A 16,604-nucleotide genomic window follows, 5' to 3' on the forward strand; every position below is an offset into this window, starting at 1 on the left:
GGACGTCCGACTGCCGCTCCTTAGCGTGGAGAGCGATGAGTGACGAGCCGCAGCGCCGGCGTACGTCCGGCGGCGGTCGCCACGCGGCAACCGACCGGACACGCACGCGCCACCACCCCCACCTCACCCCCGGCCGAGTGGCCCAGGGGTTCGTCGTCGTCGCGCTCACCGCCGCGTTCGGCGGGTTCGTGTCGCAGAGCACCGCCGCCACCGAGCAGGACCGCACCGCGATGCGTGAGGCGCGCGCCGCCGTCGCCGACGCCGCGCTCGACGCCGTGCACTCGGCGCGCGCCGCGACCGACGCCGCCGAGGACGTGACCGTCGACGACGCGACCGTCGACGAGCTCGACGCCGCCACGGCCGAGCTCGAGGAGCTCCTCGACGAGGCCGGCGTCCTGAGCGCCCGCACCACCGGTGCCGCCTCCCGCAGCGGCGACCGCACCGCGTCCGGCACGGCGAGGGACGGCACGACGAGCGACCGCACGGCGACCGACGGCACGGCGACCGACGGCACCGCGACCGACGGCACGGCCGCCGACGAGGGCGCGACCGACGGTGCCGCCGCGGACGGTGCCGCAGCAGGCGGTGCCGCAACGGACGGTGCTGCGACGGACGGTGCTGCGACGGACGGTGCTGCGACGGACGGTGCCGCCACGGACGGTGCCGCCGCTGACGGTGCGGCGACGGACGCGCCGGAGCCCGACGGCACCGCGACCCCTGACGCCGCAGCGCCCGAGGCGACGCCGACCACCGAGGCGCGCGTCCAGGGGCTCCTGAGCGCGTCGGAGGACCGGCTCCCGACCGGGGCCGACACCACGACCGGCGCCCCGGGCGACACCTCGTCGGAGGCACCCTCGTCGGACGCCGCCGGACCCGAGGCCGGCACCGACGCGACGGCGGACCCGGCCGCCGCTGGCGATGCCGCGGCCGACCCGGCCGACGACGTCGTCGTCCCACCGGTCGAGGGACCCGAGGACGAGACGACACGCCAGATCCGCGAGGCGCTCGAGCGCGTCGTCGAGCTGAGCCACGAGGTCGCCGAGACGACGCAGGAGGAGCGCGAGCGGATCGCGGCCGAGCAGAAGGCCGCCGCCGAGAAGGCTGCCGCTGAGAAGGCCGCGGCCGAGGCCGCCGCGAAGGCCGAGGCGGAGGCAGCCGCCAAGGCCGCGGCGGAGGCTGCCGCCGCCAAGGAGGCCGAGCGCGCCGCGTGGAAGGCGTCGCTGCGCGGGTACGCCAACGGTCAGATCCCGGCGTCGGCGCTCTGCGCGCCGTCCTTCGACTCCGGTGCGCTGCTGCGCTGCGACGCGGCCGAGGACCTCGACGCGCTCGACGCCGCCTACTACGCCGACTTCGGCGCGCACCTGGCGATCTCCGACTCCTACCGCTCGTACGGCTCGCAGGTGAGCTGCCGAGCGCGCAAGGGCTGGCTGTGCGCCCGGCCCGGCACGTCGAACCACGGCACGGGCGTCGCGGTGGACCTCGGCGGCGGGATCCAGGTGTTCGGGACCGCGCAGCACGTGTGGATGCAGAAGCACGCGGCCGACTTCGGGTGGGTGCACCCGTCCTGGGCGCGCGCCGGCGGCAGCAAGCCGGAGGCCTGGCACTGGGAGTACACGCGCTGACCAGCGCGCTGACGGCCTGACCGAGCCGGAACCGGGCCCTGACCTGCCGGTCCGGTCTTCACCCAGCCCGACGGCACCGGTCTGCACCTAGCATCGGACCCATGCCTTCCCCGGGTCGAGCCTGGCCGCTCGTCGGCCGCGCCGCCGAGCTCGACGACCTCGAGGCCTACCTGACCGAGGCCACCGACGGGCCCGGTGGCGCGGTGCTGCTCGAGGGTGAGGCGGGCGTCGGGCGCACGAGCCTCGTCGAGGCGCTGCAGTCCGGTGCGCAGCTCCTGGGCATCCGCGTCTGCGGCGGTCCGGACGCGCTCGACGAGCTGCGCCGTCCCTGCGAGGACGGGTCCGCGCGGCTCGTCGTCCTGGAGGACGTGCACCGCTGGGACGACGACGAGCTCACCGGGCTCGCCGAGGCGTCGGCCGACGGCTTCCCGCCGCGCACGCTCGTCGTCCTGACGCTGCGACCCGTGCCGCACCGGCCCGAGGTCACGCACGTCGTCAGTCGCTGGACGCGCGCCGGTGCGCGCTACCTCGAGCTGCGGCCGCTGCCGACCGCTGCGGCCGTCGAGCTCGCCGAGGCGATCGTCGGGGCCAACCTCGGGCCGTCGCTGCGCGGAGCGGTCTCGACCGCGGGTGGCAACCCGCGCTTCGTCGTCGACGTGGTCACCGCGGCCCACGACACGGGCGCGCTCGTCGCGGTCGAGGGCGGCATCGACGCGGTCCTGCCGGGCTGGCGCGGCGAGGTCGAGGACGTCGTGCGGTCACGCGTCGCGTACCTGGGCGACGAGGTGCTCGCGCTGCTGTCGGCGGCGTCCGTGCTCGGGGTGTCGTTCGTCGTCGTGGACCTCGCGGCGCTCGCCGACCGGCCCGTCGCCGACGTGTGGCGGACCCTGCGGCACGCGCTCGCGGCGGGCGTCGTCCAGGCGCGCGGCGACCGGCTCGTGTTCCGGCACGACGTGGTGCGTGCCGCGCTGTACTCCGGGATCGATCTCGACGACCGGCGTGCGCTGCACGCTCGCGCGGCGTGGACGCTGCGCGAGGCGGGTGCCCCGCAGGCCGTCGTCGCGACGCACCTCGAACGCTCCCGCTGAGCACCCGCGTCGCTCGCGCGGTCCGCCTCCAGGAACGCCCGGGCCGGCCCGTGCCTGCGTGCTCGGGGACGGGTGCGGCTTCGTGGGTCTCTGCGTGCGGACCTCTGCTCGCGGGTGCCTGCACATGATCTGGCCCCGAGGATCTCGGCTCGGGATCTCGGCCCGTGGATCTCGGGCTGCGGGGCGTCGGTCGCGCGCCTAGCGTGGGCGGACCAGCCTGTCTGTCGTCCCTGTCCTCTCTGGCGTCTCTGTGGTCAGTGTCGTCTCTGTCGTCTCGGACGGCAGCGCGTTCGTCGCGGACGGCACGACGACGGCGCGCACGACCTCGGGGCTCACGACAGGCACTCACGACAGGCACGGCACGACACGGCACGACACACGACGACGTAAGGAGCAAGCATGCCCACGCGCAGCGCACACACCTCCTGGCACGGCACCCTGAACGACGGCTCCGGCCGCGTCGAGCTCACGAGCTCGGGCGCCGGCGCGTACGACGTCTCGTTCCCGCGCCGCGCGGCCGACGACGCCGGCGGAGTGACCAGCCCCGAGGAGCTGATCGGTGCGGCGCACTCGTCCTGCTACGCGATGCAGCTCTCCGCGGTGATCGCGGAGGCCGGCGGGACGCCCGTCGACCTCGACGTGAAGGCCGACGTGACGCTCCGGCCCGACTCCGCGGGTGGCTTCCACATCTCGGGGATCGCGCTGACGGTGCGCGGCACGGTCGAGGGCCTCGACGCCGACGGCTTCCTCGCCGCGGCCGAGAGCGCCAAGACGGGCTGCCCGGTGAGCAAGGCGCTCACGGGCACGACCATCACGCTGGACGCGGCGCTCGCGTGACCGAGCCGCCCTCCGAGGCGCCCGGACGGGCCGCCCTGCCGGACGGGTCGCCCTGCCTGACGGGTCGCCCTGCCTGACGGCCTCGGATGGTCCGAGGCAGCGCCTTGCCTGACGGGCCTGCCCGACGGGAACGGTGCACGCGCGTCGGCGTGTCGCGGACGACGCGCGTGCATCGCGCCCGGGTGGGCCGTGCGTCGGGACTTCGGTCCCGTGAGGATTGCCTCACCTCATCACTAGCGTCACGAGCGTGAACCTCGCGCAGAGCACACCGGGCGACGTCGTCCGGGTCACGCGCATCGACCTCGACGGGGCGATGCGCAAGCGCTGTCGCGAGCTCGGCCTCGCGCCAGGAGCGGTCGTGCACGTCACGCACCGCGGCGGGTTCGGCGGGCGCGTCGTCGGCATCGGACTCGACCGGTTCGCGCTCGACGCCCAGACGTGCGTCCACGTCTACGTCGCACCCGTCGACGTCCCGACGTCGTGAGCTGCCACGAGGCGCCGAACCCGACGCGTCGGGGATCGGCGCCCTCGAGCACCGCCGTGCTCGAGCCCCGCCTCGCCGGACGCCGCGTCGAGAGGCGCGGCGCCGACGGCCCACGCCGAGACGAGCGCCGCGCCGACGAGCCGCGCATCGTGCTCGTCGGGAACCCGAACGTCGGCAAGTCCACGCTGTTCAACGCGCTCACGGGCGCACGGCAACGCGTGGTCAACGCGCCCGGCACGACGGTCGAGCTGCAGGAGGGCCGGTGGCGCGTCGGAGGCGTGCCGTGCCGCCTCGTCGACCTGCCGGGTACGTACAGCCTCGACGCGCGGTCGCCCGACGAGCAGGTCGCGGCCCAGGCCGTGCACGACGAGGGGACCGACCTCGCCGTGCTCCTCGTCGACGCCGCGGGGCTCGCGCGCTCGCTCGTCCTCGCGGGGCAGGTCGCGCTCTCGGGCGTACCCGTCGTCGTCGCGCTCACCATGTCGGACGTCGCCCGCTCGCGGGGTCTGACCGTGCCCGTCGAGACGCTCGCGACCCGGCTCGGCGTCCCCGTCGTCGCGCTCGACCCCCGCACGGGCGCCGGCCTGGCGGCTCTCGCGTCGGCGGTCGAGCAAGCGCTCACCCACCCGAGCACCCTCACGCTCGCCACGGGCGACCGGCCCGACACCGCGACAGCCGACCTCACCGTCGGCCACACCGCCGACCCGGCCGTCGACGACACCGCCGATCCGACCGTCGACCACACCGTCGACCCGGCACCCGCCCGCGCAGACGATCACGATCTCGAGCCGACACCAGACCACGCCGTCCGCCCGGCGCATGCGGGCGCCGACGAGCACGCCCTCGATCCGGCACCCGAGCACGCCGAGGACCACGACGACGACGCCGAGAGGGTGTTCGCGTGGGTCGCCGACGTGCTGCGGGTCGTGCAGAGCGGCACCCCCGCGACGGCTCGACCGGTGCGCACCTGGTCGGACCGCGTCGACCGTGTGCTGCTCGACGCGCGCGCGGGGATCCCGGTGCTCCTCGTCGTGATGTGGGGGCTGTTCCAGCTCGCGACCACCGTGGCCGCACCTCTCATGGACGCGATCGACGCCGTCGTCAACGGCACGGTCGCGGACGCCTTGCGTGACGTGCTGCCCTCGTCGGGACCGTGGCGCTGGGTGGAGGGGCTGCTCGTCGACGGTGCGCTCGCGGGCGTCGGGACCGTGCTGTCGTTCGTGCCGCTGCTCGCGCTGGTCTTCGTCGCCGTCGCGCTGCTCGAGGACTGCGGCTACCTGGCGCGCGCCGCGTTCGTCGCGGACCGCGCGATGCGAGCGATCGGGCTCGACGGCCGGGCGGTGCTGCCGCTCGTCGTCGGGTTCGGGTGCAACCTCCCCGCGCTCGCGGCGACCCGCACGCTCCCGCACGCGCGGCAGCGCCTGCTCACGGGGCTGCTCATCCCGTTCACGTCCTGCACCGCGCGGCTCACGGTGTACGTGCTGCTCGCGTCGGTGTTCTTCCCGCAGCACGCAGGGACGGTCATCTTCGTCATGTACCTCGCGTCCGCCGCGCTCGTCGTGCTCGGCGGCCTGGCGCTGCGCCGCACGCTGTTCCGCGACGTCCGACGCGAGCCGCTCGTGCTCGCGCTGCCCGCCTACCAACGGCCCGCGCTGCGCCCGATCGCGCTGTCCGTGGGCGTGCGGGTCCTGGCGTTCGCGCGCAAGGCGGGCGTGATCATCGTCGGGACCCTCACCGTGGTCTGGCTGCTCATGGCGGTCCCCGTGACGGGCGGGCACGCGGTCGCGGACGTGCCCGTCGAGGACTCGCTGTACGGCCGGGCGGCCGAGACCATCGCGCCGGTGCTGGGCCCGGCCGGCTTCGGGACGTGGGAGGCGGCGGCGGCGCTCGCCACGGGCTTCGTCGCGAAGGAGGTCGTCGTCGGGTCGCTCGCCCAGACGGCCGCGGTGGCCGAGCCCGAGGACCCCGCCGACCCCGGCGACCTGGCCGACCGGCTGCGCGCGACGTTCGACGCGTCGTCCGGCGGGCACGCGGGTGCGGCCGCTGCCGGGTTCCTGTGGTTCGTGCTCGCGTACAGCCCGTGCCTCGCGACGCTCGCCGAGCAGCGCCGGCTGTTCGGGCTGCGGTGGACGTTGCTCGGCGTGGGCGTCGGGTTGAGCGTCGCGTGGGTCGGCGCGGTGCTCGTGTTCCAGACGGGACGGCTGCTGGGATGAGCGTCCTCGACGACGTGCTGCGCGTGACGCGCACGGGCGCGACGCCCGCCGCCGCGGCCCGCACGCTCGGGGTCGACGAGGGGCTCGTCCTTGCCGCGCTCGACCACTGGGAGCGTCGTGGGACCCTCACCCGCCCGCCGGCCCGCGCCGACTCGTCGTGCTCGACCTGCGTGGCCACGACGCCCGACGTGCCCCTCCCGCTCGCCTGCACCGGCTGCCCCCTCGCGCGCCGCTGACGCCACCCGGTGCCGCGCGCCCGTGGGGGAGCGGGTGACCCTCCGCGCGCGCCCACGTCGACTGCTGGGCGGTGTCCGGCGAGGTGGCGTGCGCCGCGTGCGTCCGCCGGCGTCCGGTCTGCGAGTGGTCCCGATCGCGGTTCGCGTCCGAGTGCGAAGATGCCCCCCGTGACTGCAGTGGCCGACGAGAACCGCCTGCGCACCGACGTCGTCGCGGCGCTCCGCTCCGCTGTGCGTGGCTCCGTCGACGACTCGTCCCGCCGCCGCGCCGAGTACTCGACCGATGCGTCGAACTACCGGGTCGTGCCGCAGGTCGTCGTCTTCCCGCGCGACGTCGACGACGTGCTGGCCGCGCTCGAGGTCGCGCGCGAGGCCGAGGTGCCGCTCACCGCGCGCGGCGCGGGCACGTCGGTCGCGGGGAACTCGGTCGGCCCGGGCGTCGTGCTCGACTTCTCGCGGCACGTGAACCGGGTCCTCGAGATCGACCCGGAGACCCGCACGGCCCGTGTCGAGCCCGGCACGATCATGGCGACGCTGCAGAAGGCCGCGGCGCCGCACGGGCTGCGCTTCGGCCCCGACCCGTCGACGTGGACCCGCGCGACGCTCGGCGGGATGATCGGCAACAACGCGTGCGGCCCGCGCGCCGTCGCATACGGCCGCACGGCCGACAACGTCCTGGCGCTCGACCTCGTCGACGGCACGGGACGACGCCTCACGGCCGGTGCGGGTGAGGGTGCGCTCGACGCGGTGCCCGGCCTCGGCGAGCTCGTGCGCGGGAACCTCGACCTGCTGCGCACCGAGCTGGGTCGGTTCGGGCGCCAGGTCTCCGGCTACTCGCTCGAGCACCTGCTGCCCGAGCGCGGCACCGACCTCGCCAAGGCGCTCGTCGGGACCGAGGGCACGGTGGGCACGCTCCTCGAGGCGACGCTGCGGCTCGTGCCGGTCGCGGCCGCGCCGGTGCTCGTCGTGCTCGGCTACCCGGACATGCCGTCCGCGGCCGACGCGGTCCCGGCGCTGCTCGCGCACCAGCCGATCGCGATCGAGGGCATGGACGCGCGCCTGGTGGACGTGGTCCGACGAGTCCGCGGGGCCGCCGCCGTGCCCGACCTGCCTCCCGGTGCGGGCTGGCTCATGGTCGAGGTGGGTGCGGACACGCTCGACGAGGCGCTCGACCGCGCGAGCGCGCTGGCCGCCGACTCCGGCACCACCGCGGTCGGGCTGTTCCCGCCCGGTCCGCAGGCCACCGCGATGTGGCGGATCCGCGAGGACGGCGCCGGCCTCGGCGGACGCACGCCCTCGGGTGAGCAGGCGTGGCCCGGGTTCGAGGACTCGGCGGTCCCGCCCGCGCAGCTCGGCGCGTACCTGCGCGAGCTCGAGGCGCTCATGGCCCGGCACCGCGTCGACGGGCTCGCGTACGGACACTTCGGCGACGGGTGCGTGCACCTGCGCCTCGACATCCCGCTCGAGCGGTCGGGCGACCCGCTGCGGGCGTTCATGCAGGACGCCGCGGAGCTCGTCGCGTCGCACGGCGGCTCGCTGTCCGGTGAGCACGGCGACGGGCGCGCGCGCTCCGAGCTGCTGCCGGTGATGTACTCGCCGCGCGCCATCGAGGTGTTCGGCGCCTTCAAGAACCTGTTCGACCCGCGCGACCTGCTGAACCCCGGCGTGCTGGTCCGCCCGCGCCCGCTCGACGCGGACCTGCGTCGACCCGCGGCGCGCCCGCTCCCCGCGGCGACGGGGTTCTCGTTCGCGCACGACGCGGGCGACATGACGACGGCCGTGCACCGGTGCGTCGGCGTCGGCAAGTGCCGCGCGGACTCGACCGCGGCCGGCGGCTTCATGTGCCCGTCGTACCTCGCGACGAAGGACGAGAAGGACTCGACCCGAGGCCGCGCCCGGGTGCTGCAGGAGATGGCGAACGGTTCGCTCGTGTCCCGCGGCTGGTCGTCGCCCGAGGTGCACGAGGCCCTCGACCTGTGCCTGAGCTGCAAGGCGTGCTCGTCGGACTGCCCCGCGGGCGTCGACATGGCGCAGTACAAGTCGGAGGTGCTGCACCGTACATATCGTCGGCGTCTGCGTCCGATCAACCACTACGCCCTCGGCTGGCTGCCGCGCTGGGCGCGTCTCGTCACCGGTGTGCCCGGCCTGTCGCGGCTCGCCAATGCCGTCCTCGGCGTGCGTCCGATCGCCAAGCTGGTGCTGGCCGCCGGCGGCATGGACACGCGCCGCACGATGGTGAGCTTCGCCGACGAGCCTTTCCGTCGCTGGGTCCGACGAGGTGGTGCCGACCAGGTCACGCTCGCGGGTGCGAGCACGGCCGACGAGGTCCCCACGGCCGGGGACATGACGGCGTCCGGGGGAGTGGCCGGCGCGACGACGAGCGAGGCGGGCGGGTCTCGTCCGCGCGTGCTGCTGTGGACCGACTCGTTCAGCGACACGCTCGCGCCGTCGGTGGCACGCGCCGCGGTGGCCGTGCTGCGGGACGCCGGCTACGAGGTGCTCGTGCCGGACCACCAGGCGTGCTGTGGTCTGACGTGGATCAGCACGGGGCAGCTCGAGGGTGCGCGTCACCAGCTCGAGCACCTGCTGGAGGTCCTGGCGCCGTTCGCGGTGAACGGCATCCCGATCGTCGGCCTGGAGCCGTCGTGCACGGCGGTGCTTCGTTCCGACTTGACCGACCTGCTGCCCGACGACCCGCGAGCGGTCGCGGTCGCGCGCGAGACCCGCACCCTCGCGGAGCTCCTGACCGCGCCCACGCCGATCGGCCCCGGCGACCGCTGGCAGGTCCCCGATCTGTCGGACGTCACCGCGGTCGTCCAGCCGCACTGCCACCACTACTCGGTGATGACGTGGACCGCCGACCGTCGCCTCTTGACCGATGCCGGTGCGCAGTTCTCGGCGATGGCGGGCTGCTGCGGGCTCGCGGGCAACTTCGGCATGGAGAAGGGGCACTACGACGTCTCGGTCGCGGTCGCCGAGAACTCCCTGCTGCCCGCTCTTCGCGACGCGGCACCCGGGGACATCTACCTCGCCGACGGCTACTCGTGCCGCACGCAGGCCGACCAGCTCGCGGGCGTCCACGGCATCCACCTGGCCGAGCTCCTGGCCTCCCACCTCCCCGCCCGCGACGGAGCCTCCGCTCCCGCACCCTGACCATCGGCTGGTTGCGCGAGGCGTGCAGGCGCCCGGCCAGAGCCCAGCCGGTGACGCGGCTGTTAGCCGGGCTAACGCTGGGGCAGTGGGCGCCCGGTCACGCGACCTTGATGGTGACGACCACCCGAGTCTGATCACGCGACCTTGATTGTGACGACCACGCGCGTCTGATCACGCAACGTTGCGGGTGACGACCACGCGCGTCTGATCACGCGACCTTGATGTTGACGACCACCTTGGTGCGGCAGTCGAGGCACTCGAAGATGTTCGCGACGACGATCTCGGCCAGCCCGGGCAGCTCTGTGGACCGCGCGTCGATCTCGCCGGTGTGCTCGCACTCCTGGGTCACGGTTCCTCCTGAGTCGCCTGGCAGTGGAGGAATCGCAACAGTCACCCATCCTTAAGTCAAAGGTCGCTCCTCATGGCCCCGCCCGCGCCAGCCTTCACGCCGGCATCGTGCCCTGCCGGCTTCGCACGACAGGACGGAGTCGGTGCGTTGTGGAGGCGGCCCGAGCGGGTGCGGAAGACGTATTGCCGCCCAGCCGCGCCGCCCTGCACCGCGAGCACCGGCTGCTCGTCGGTCCCGCGGGCCGTGCCACCGGCGAGTGGGGGCAGCGCGGGTCCCGGTTCGCGTGCGGGTGTGGTGGGTCGTGATCGGAGCGCGGGCGCGGTGAGGTCTGAACCGGTGATCTGAGGTTCGACGTCGAGGTCGAGGCGGTGGACCTCGTGGTGGTGGAAGCCGCACAGGAGCACGGCGTTCTCCAGGTCGGACGCGCCGCCGTCGCGGTGCCACCACGCGATGTGGTGCAGCTGCCCGTACACGGGAGGGACGCTGCACCCGTTCCACGCGCACACGCGATCCCGTGCCACGACGGCGATCCGCTGAGCAGGCGTGAACGTCCGCCGCGTCCGACCGACGTCGAGCGGCAACCCTCGCGCGTCCATGACGACGCGCGTCATCGCGCACTCGCACAACGCCGCCGCGAGCTCGGTCGCCGAGAGGACGACCCCGGTGTCGGTGACCGCAGGACGTGCCCCGCTTCGAGCTCCCGCGTCGTCAACCGAGGCGAGGCGATCGCGACTCCCGCTCGGCTCGCTCGTCCGGGTCCGGCGACGCTCGGACTGCCTGCGGCGGACCGCGACCCAGGTCTCGGCGGGGACGAGCAGCGAGACGTGAGCCGCCGCGCCGCCGCCGACGCTGTCGGTCGAGCCACCGGCAACCCGCCCGGACACCGCCGTGCCGACGGCTCCGTCGGGTGCGGCCTCGTCCATCGCGGAGGACCCGGAGCCGTGCACGACCGCCCGCGTCGCATCCTCGAGCGTGACTGCGCCGGGTTCTGCCGTGCAGGGCACCGTAGGCGCGGAGACGTCACGGGGCGCGGATACGTCACGCGTGATCGGGGCGCCGGCGAGGGCGGTCAGGGCGTCGGCGCGCGCCTGCTCCGGGGTGCGGTCCTCGTCGGGACGGTGGCCGGTCGCGTCGAGCGCGCGTTGCAGGAGCCTGCCCGCGATGGGGTCGAGCCGACCCCGCAGGAACGTACCGTCCGCCGCGTGCGTCAGGGTGAGGAACCTCGCGCGGCGCTGCGCCTCGCGCTGGGACTCGTGGTGGTCGTGGTCCTGCGCAGCCACCCACGCGGCGAGCCCGCGCTCGAACTCCCGCGCGTCGACTCCCCGCGCGAGGTCGACGACGGCTGCCTGGCCGTCGCTGCTGCTCAGCGCGTCGACGACCTGCGGTGGGGCGGATGCGAGCGCCCGCGCGAGGACGTCGGCGTGTCCCTCGCGGACCTGGCCGTCCGCCATGGCCGCGCGCACGTCCGGCAGCCGCGTGAGCGTCTGCGCGGTCCGGACCTGCGTGGCGACCTGGAAGCGCGAGCTGCCGGTCAGCCGCGCGCGCGTGTCGGCGAACTCGCGTTCTGCTCCGACGCGCGCTGCGGAGGCCTGGTGCGCGGCGAGCACGGGTGCGCGAACCGCGGGCACGAGCGCGGCGATCCGGTCGAGCGTGCCCAGCGCGGCGGCGCGCGCCGACCCCGCCCACCGCTGTGCCGACCCCGCCTGGTCCACGAGGTGCGCGAGGCGGTCGCGCACCCCTTCGAGCTCGGCAAGGACCTCCCGCTGCTCGGGTACCCAGCCGGCCAGGGCGTCGTCGGCAGGGCCGTCGCCAGGCGCGTCGCGCCGTTCCTGCGTCCCGCGAGCCTCGGCACCGCGAGCCTCGGCACCGCGAGCCGGGGTGCCGCCTCCGTGCAGATCGCCGCGATCTCCAAAATCGAACATACGTACGATTCTAGGGAGGGATCGGACGGCGCAACCCGCGCTCGGGAGATCTGTGGACAACCAGGGGTCACCCTGGGGTCCATGACCTGCTCACTCGCGCGACAGCGTCGTCAGGCCGCGCCCGGGGTGCCATGACGTCACCACCAGCAGCTTTCCGGTCTGGTCCACGCGCGTGTGCACGACCTCCGCGATGTCGAACGCGAAGTACGCGCCGGGAGGCTCGTCCGAGGGTCGCTCCGACTCGACGAGGCGCCCCGCGATCTTGGCGTCGCCCAGCCACTGCGTCACGTCGTCGGGCGGCTCGAGGGTCGGGCTGTGCACGGCTGCCCGTGGGTCCCGCAGGACGTCCCGGAGCTTGACCGAGCCGGGCATCATCCCGAGCGTCGCGTCGTCGCCGAGCGCGAGCTCGGTCCCGGAGATCCGGGGCGACCCGTCGGCGCGCAAGGTCGCGAGCGTCTTGTGCCGACCCGCCCCGAACACCGACTCCACGACCGCCGCCAGGTCCGGAGCCTCGCGCCGCACGTCCGCCCATCGCACTCGTTCAGCCATCTGCCCATCGAACCGCCCACCACTGACACGCCAGTCGCGTCCGACGCCGGCCCACCGACGGCCCGCCCCACCCACCGTCGACCCGACCGCCGTTGCGCCGCACGCCGCCGACGGGCATCGTCGGGTCATGCTCGTCGCCTTCTCCGTCTCCCCGCTCGGCGCGGGCGAGTCCGTGTCCGCCGCGGTCGCCGACGCCGTCCGCATCGTCCGCGAGTCGGGTCTGCCGAACAGCACCGACGCGATGTTCACGACCGTCGAGGGCGACTGGGACGAGGTCATGGACGTGGTCCGCCGCGCGACGGAGGCGGTCGGCCGGCACGGTCACCGCGTGAGCCTGGTCCTCAAGGCGGACATCCGCCCCGGCCGGACGGGCGAGCTCACGGGCAAGGTCGACCGCCTGGAGCAGGCGCTCGCCTCGTCCCCGGCCCCGACCGCACCCTCCCCGAACCGCGACGAGACCCCCGCCGGGCCGCACGCGGACTGACCTGCACACACTGACCTGCACATACCGACAAACCCCGACACGGTCGTGGACGCGTGACACGAGTCCACGTCAGGACGAAGATGACGTCGGCACGTCACCCGCACGGTCGTCGTGGGCGGGGGAACTCGACCCGTCCGGCGGACAGACCGGACATGCGCGGACATGCCAGAGTGTCGCTCAGCATGCGGGACCTCTCGCGTGCGCTCCATCGTCGGGTCGTCGCGCAACGCCGGAACCGTCGCCCTCCCACGCCTCGGGTCGGGCCGAGTGGGACGGTGCCGCCCACCCCGGGAAGGCTGGGAACCGGATGCCTCTGTTCGAGCTCGACGACGGCCGCCCGCGCCTCGTCCAGCCGATGCAGCCGCTGCCCGGTTCCTTCGCGCAGGACCTCCAGTCGCTGCTGACGCACCACCTGGCGGCCATCGCGGGTGAGCCGCTGTTCCCGGTGCGCCACCGCTCGGGCGCGCCCGACCACGCGGACCTGCCGGAGCTGCTCGCGCTGGACGCGACGGGCCGTGCGGTCGTGGTGGAGGGCGTGCAGGTGCTCGACGACGACGCCGTGGTCACGGCCCTGCGGCACGCGGGTGCGGCGGCGCGCATGACGGCGACGGACCTGGCGCGCTCGTACCACGCGGACCCGGACCGGTTCGCGGTGGACTTCGCGGCGTTCCGGGACCAGGTGGCGTTCGGGATGGCGACGAGCCGCCGCGAGGGGGTGCGGCTGCTGATCGTGTGCTCGGAGGTCGCGACCGAGGCGGGCGACACGTTGAGCTACCTGCGGGGACCGGGCCGGCACGTGGACGTGCTGCAGCTCGGGGTGGTCCGCGGCGTCGACGACCGCCGTTTCCTGGACGTCTCGCCGCTCGCCCGGCACGAGAACGTACGGCGCCCGGTCGAGCCGACCGCCTTGCGCCTGGTGCGGTCGAGCGAGGCGTCGTTCGCGACGGCGATGGCGTACGAGGAGGGGCGTCGGCGCCCGCCCGCACCGCTGGGCGGCACGGTGCACCCGGGGCCGGCGTACGGGTCGGGTCTGCCCTCGACGTCCGCGTTCCCGTCGGGCCCGAGCCAGGGTGCGTCGGGCCGGTCGACGCCGCCCGCCCCGCAGCGTCCGACGGGCCAGGCGACGAACCGACCGCCCGCGCCTCCGGCAGGGCGGTCGACGCCGCTCCCGCCTCCGCCGCCCCCGCGTCCGACGACGCCTGCCCCCGGCTCGCCGGTGACGCCCGCCGCCGCGGTGCTCCCGGTCGCGGGTGCTCCGAGCGCGCAGGTGTCCACGTCGACGCGAGCGGTTCCCGCGGTCACGCACGCGGGCCAGCCCGCGGCGGGCTCGCACCCGTCGGCCACGGTCACGCGGTCGTCGGCATCTCGTCCGCCGGCAGCCCCGTCGTCCGCCCCACCGTCCTACGCGCCGCCGGTGAACCGCACGACCTCGTCGTACGCGCCTCCCGCGAACCCCGCCCCGACGAACCCGCTCCTGACGAACCCCGTCGTGCCGCCCGCGCCCACGCCCGGGGGGTCCGGTGTGGCGTACGGCGCCCCGTACTCGTCGTCCCGCCCGTCCGCGTCCCCCCAGGCGCCGGCGTCTCGCACGACGAGCACCGCCCCGATGCCGGCCGCCGCCGACCCGCGGCCCGATCGTGACTACCCGGCGACGGCGTCCCCGCTGTACGAGTCGATGGCCGGCCTGCTCGCGGGTCAGGTGCCCGCGGTGGGTCGTGCCGGGGTCATGGACGCGCACGACGCGCGTGCGGAGCGCGCGTACGACGAGCCGTACGGCCGCCAGCTCGGCACCGGGTACGACGAGCGCGCGTATGACGAGCGTTCGTCCGACGAGCGTGCGTCCGACGAGCAGGCGTACGACGAGCGGGCCCACGACGAGCAGGCGCACGACGAGCCGGCTCACGCCGAGTACGCGCCGACGTACCCCGCGCCGCCTGCCGACCTCACTGCAGAGACGCACCCTGCCGACGGCCTCGTCGCGGCCCCCACGCTGCCCGCCCCCGCGCCTCGTCGTCCCGACGAGCCGTACCCCGAGCTGGCGACGCTCGCCAAGCAGCGCCGCGCGGTGGTCACGCTCGTGTGGCTGCGGGAGCGCCGCGGGCAGCGCCTGGTCGCGACGCTCGCCCCCGACGGGTCGATCGAGCTCCCCGACGGCGCACAGTTCTTCGACCCCGGGGAGGCCGCGGCCTACGCGGCCGGCACGCCGATGGAGGTCGACGGCTGGCGCGCGTGGCGGCTCGGCGACGGCGGTCCGACGCTCGCCGAGGCGGCCGGCCGCCACGAGTAGCACGCGCCCCGACGAGCGGGCCGCACGACGAACAGGCGGCATGACGAGCAAGCCGCACGACGAGCAAGCCCGTCCGGCGCGCACGTCGCCGGTGGCGGAGCCCGACGGAAGGCCGGGCGGCCGCTGAGGGTCCTCCGACGCAGCGCCGTCAGGCCCAGCCGTACCCCGCGGACCAGCGGTCGAGCTCGGCATAGACACGCGCCCGGACGGGCGGTGCGGACAGCACGAGGTCGTGCACGCCGCCGGCGATCCGGACCACGGTGACGCACGGCCCGAGCTGGACCGCGCGCCTCGCGAGCAGCTCGACGTCCAGCACGATGTCCGCCGAGCGCATCGCCTCGTTCCAGCGCGGCGTGATGAGGGTGCGCGTCGAGGCCATCATGAGGATCGGCACGTCGATGCTCAGCCCGCGCGCGACGACGGTGTGCCCGGTCATCACGGCCGAGAGCCACCCGGCGCGCACGGGGAACGACGGGTTGGGCCGCCAGCGGTCGTCGAACGTCCACTCGCCGCCGGACGCGGCGGACAGTGTGCGGTTGTAGAACCCGGGGTCGATGTTCGGCAGCGGTGCCTTGGGCTGGAACCGGGCGATCTGGGCGACGGCGGGGCTCGACAGGTGCCGCAGCATCCCGGAGCCCTGCAGCTCGAGCCACGGGCTGTTGAGGACGAGCCCGGCGAGCGCGCCCGGGTTGCGGTGCGCCCACAGGCTCGCGACGAGCCCGCCGGTCGAGTGCCCCATGACGACGACGCGCGCGTGCGCCCCGAGCTCGCGGCGTACCAGGTCGAGCGCGGCGGCGATGTCCTCGTCGTACGTCTCGAGGTCGTCGACGTAGCCGGGGGTCTGGTGCGCGCGCAGGCTACGCCCGTACTTGCGCAGGTCGAGCGCGTAGAACGCGACGCCGCGCGCGGTCCAGTGCTCGGCGAGCTCGGTCTGGAAGAAGTAGTCGGACCAGCCGTGCAGGTACAGCAGGGCGCGCGCGGGCCGGACGGCCTCGTCGGTGGGTGGCCGGTGCCGGACGACGGTCGCGACCACGTCTCCCTCGTCGTCGGGCGTCAGGTCGAGCGTCTGTGCCTGGTAGTCGGGTCCGAGCACGTCCTGCACCCACTCACCGGGCGGCGAGGCCACCGTGGGGACGTCCTCGTCGGGCACGTCCACACCGGCCACGTCCACACCGGCCACGTCCGCGTCGGGAACGTCCGCGCCGGGTGCCGGACCCGTGGGTGCCGGCCCGACGCGCGTCGTGCCGGCGCGTGCCGTGCCGGCGGCGGACGGCCCGGACGGGGGCTCAGGCGTCGTCCCCGTCGTGTCGCCCACCGTCCTCGCCTCCTCGTCCGCCGCGCTCCTGGTGTGACGTGGTCTCGTGCGACCTGGTCCAGGTG

The 16,604-nt window shown here is 75.0% G+C and carries 13 protein-coding genes; 9 read left to right on the top strand and 4 right to left on the bottom strand.

From position 1 onward, the window contains the following. Window positions 1–137 precede the first annotated feature (137 nt). From CPE01_RS11005 to CPE01_RS11035, 7 genes are all read left to right on the top strand, one after another. Entirely contained in the window at window positions 138–1,622 is a 1,485-nt protein-coding gene (locus tag CPE01_RS11005; RefSeq protein ID WP_146806693.1) for a M15 family metallopeptidase, read from the top strand. Between the two features lie 101 nt (window positions 1,623–1,723). Beyond that, entirely contained in the window at window positions 1,724–2,710 is a 987-nt protein-coding gene (locus tag CPE01_RS11010) for an AAA family ATPase (RefSeq protein ID WP_146806694.1), read from the top strand. A gap of 399 nt (window positions 2,711–3,109) precedes the next feature. Then, window positions 3,110–3,547: an OsmC family peroxiredoxin gene (locus CPE01_RS11015; RefSeq protein ID WP_146806695.1), complete on the top strand. Its 438-nt coding sequence runs from the start codon at window positions 3,110–3,112 to the stop codon at window positions 3,545–3,547. Between the two features lie 247 nt (window positions 3,548–3,794). After that, on the top strand, window positions 3,795–4,031 hold the full coding sequence (locus CPE01_RS11020; RefSeq protein WP_146806696.1) for a FeoA family protein: 237 nt from the start codon (window positions 3,795–3,797) through the stop codon (window positions 4,029–4,031). 56 nt (window positions 4,032–4,087) lie between these two features. Further along, window positions 4,088–6,244 (top strand): ferrous iron transport protein B, encoded by a 2,157-nt coding sequence (gene feoB, locus CPE01_RS11025; protein ID WP_146806697.1) that lies wholly within the window; start codon window positions 4,088–4,090, stop codon window positions 6,242–6,244. Then, complete coding sequence (locus CPE01_RS11030) at window positions 6,241–6,480, top strand: hypothetical protein (RefSeq protein ID WP_146806698.1); 240 nt, start codon at window positions 6,241–6,243, stop codon at window positions 6,478–6,480. The genes feoB and CPE01_RS11030 overlap by 4 nt, the downstream gene beginning before the upstream one ends. 159 nt (window positions 6,481–6,639) lie before the next feature. Beyond that, on the top strand, window positions 6,640–9,633 hold the full coding sequence (locus CPE01_RS11035) for an FAD-linked oxidase C-terminal domain-containing protein (RefSeq protein WP_146806699.1): 2,994 nt from the start codon (window positions 6,640–6,642) through the stop codon (window positions 9,631–9,633). Window positions 9,634–9,841: 208 nt separating this feature from the next. On the opposite strand, the gene CPE01_RS16465 is transcribed toward CPE01_RS11035, so the two are convergent. The 3 genes from CPE01_RS16465 to CPE01_RS11045 all read right to left on the bottom strand — a co-directional run bounded on the left by CPE01_RS16465 (window position 9,842) and on the right by CPE01_RS11045 (window position 12,453). Then, on the bottom strand, window positions 9,842–9,982 hold the full coding sequence (locus CPE01_RS16465) for a hypothetical protein (RefSeq protein WP_186811509.1): 141 nt from the start codon (window positions 9,980–9,982) through the stop codon (window positions 9,842–9,844). A gap of 56 nt (window positions 9,983–10,038) precedes the next feature. Beyond that, window positions 10,039–11,718, bottom strand: a complete 1,680-nt coding sequence (locus tag CPE01_RS11040; RefSeq protein WP_186811510.1) for an HNH endonuclease signature motif containing protein — start codon at window positions 11,716–11,718, stop codon at window positions 10,039–10,041. Between the two features lie 276 nt (window positions 11,719–11,994). Beyond that, the gene (locus tag CPE01_RS11045) at window positions 11,995–12,453 is read right to left on the bottom strand and encodes a pyridoxamine 5'-phosphate oxidase family protein (protein ID WP_146806701.1); all 459 of its coding nucleotides are present in this window, start codon (window positions 12,451–12,453) and stop codon (window positions 11,995–11,997) included. A 127-nt stretch (window positions 12,454–12,580) separates the two neighbouring features. On the opposite strand from CPE01_RS11045, the gene CPE01_RS11050 reads away from it, so the two are divergent. After that, complete coding sequence (locus CPE01_RS11050) at window positions 12,581–12,937, top strand: MTH1187 family thiamine-binding protein (RefSeq protein ID WP_146806702.1); 357 nt, start codon at window positions 12,581–12,583, stop codon at window positions 12,935–12,937. A gap of 307 nt (window positions 12,938–13,244) precedes the next feature. After that, window positions 13,245–15,224, top strand: coding sequence for a restriction system modified-DNA reader domain-containing protein (locus CPE01_RS16470; RefSeq protein WP_186811511.1), 1,980 nt, complete (start codon window positions 13,245–13,247; stop codon window positions 15,222–15,224). Between the two features lie 148 nt (window positions 15,225–15,372). On the opposite strand, the gene CPE01_RS11060 is transcribed toward CPE01_RS16470, so the two are convergent. Further along, window positions 15,373–16,389 (bottom strand): alpha/beta hydrolase, encoded by a 1,017-nt coding sequence (locus CPE01_RS11060; protein ID WP_371861999.1) that lies wholly within the window; start codon window positions 16,387–16,389, stop codon window positions 15,373–15,375. Window positions 16,390–16,604 lie beyond the last annotated feature (215 nt).

This window comes from Cellulomonas persica (assembly GCF_007989825.1).
Taxonomy (GTDB): domain Bacteria; phylum Actinomycetota; class Actinomycetes; order Actinomycetales; family Cellulomonadaceae; genus Cellulomonas; species Cellulomonas persica.

Excerpts from the sequence above, each read along its gene's own strand:
- CPE01_RS11010 (WP_146806694.1), top strand. The coding sequence starts at position 1,724 with ATGCCTTCCCCGGGTCGAGCCTGGCCGCTCGTCGGCCGCGCCGCCGAG.
- CPE01_RS11015 (WP_146806695.1), top strand. The coding sequence starts at position 3,110 with ATGCCCACGCGCAGCGCACACACCTCCTGGCACGGCACCCTGAACGAC.
- CPE01_RS11030 (WP_146806698.1), top strand. The coding sequence starts at position 6,241 with ATGAGCGTCCTCGACGACGTGCTGCGCGTGACGCGCACGGGCGCGACG.
- CPE01_RS11035 (WP_146806699.1), top strand. The coding sequence starts at position 6,640 with ATGCCCCCCGTGACTGCAGTGGCCGACGAGAACCGCCTGCGCACCGAC.
- CPE01_RS11045 (WP_146806701.1), bottom strand. The coding sequence starts at position 12,453 with ATGGCTGAACGAGTGCGATGGGCGGACGTGCGGCGCGAGGCTCCGGAC.
- CPE01_RS11050 (WP_146806702.1), top strand. The coding sequence starts at position 12,581 with ATGCTCGTCGCCTTCTCCGTCTCCCCGCTCGGCGCGGGCGAGTCCGTG.
- CPE01_RS16470 (WP_186811511.1), top strand. The coding sequence starts at position 13,245 with ATGCCTCTGTTCGAGCTCGACGACGGCCGCCCGCGCCTCGTCCAGCCG.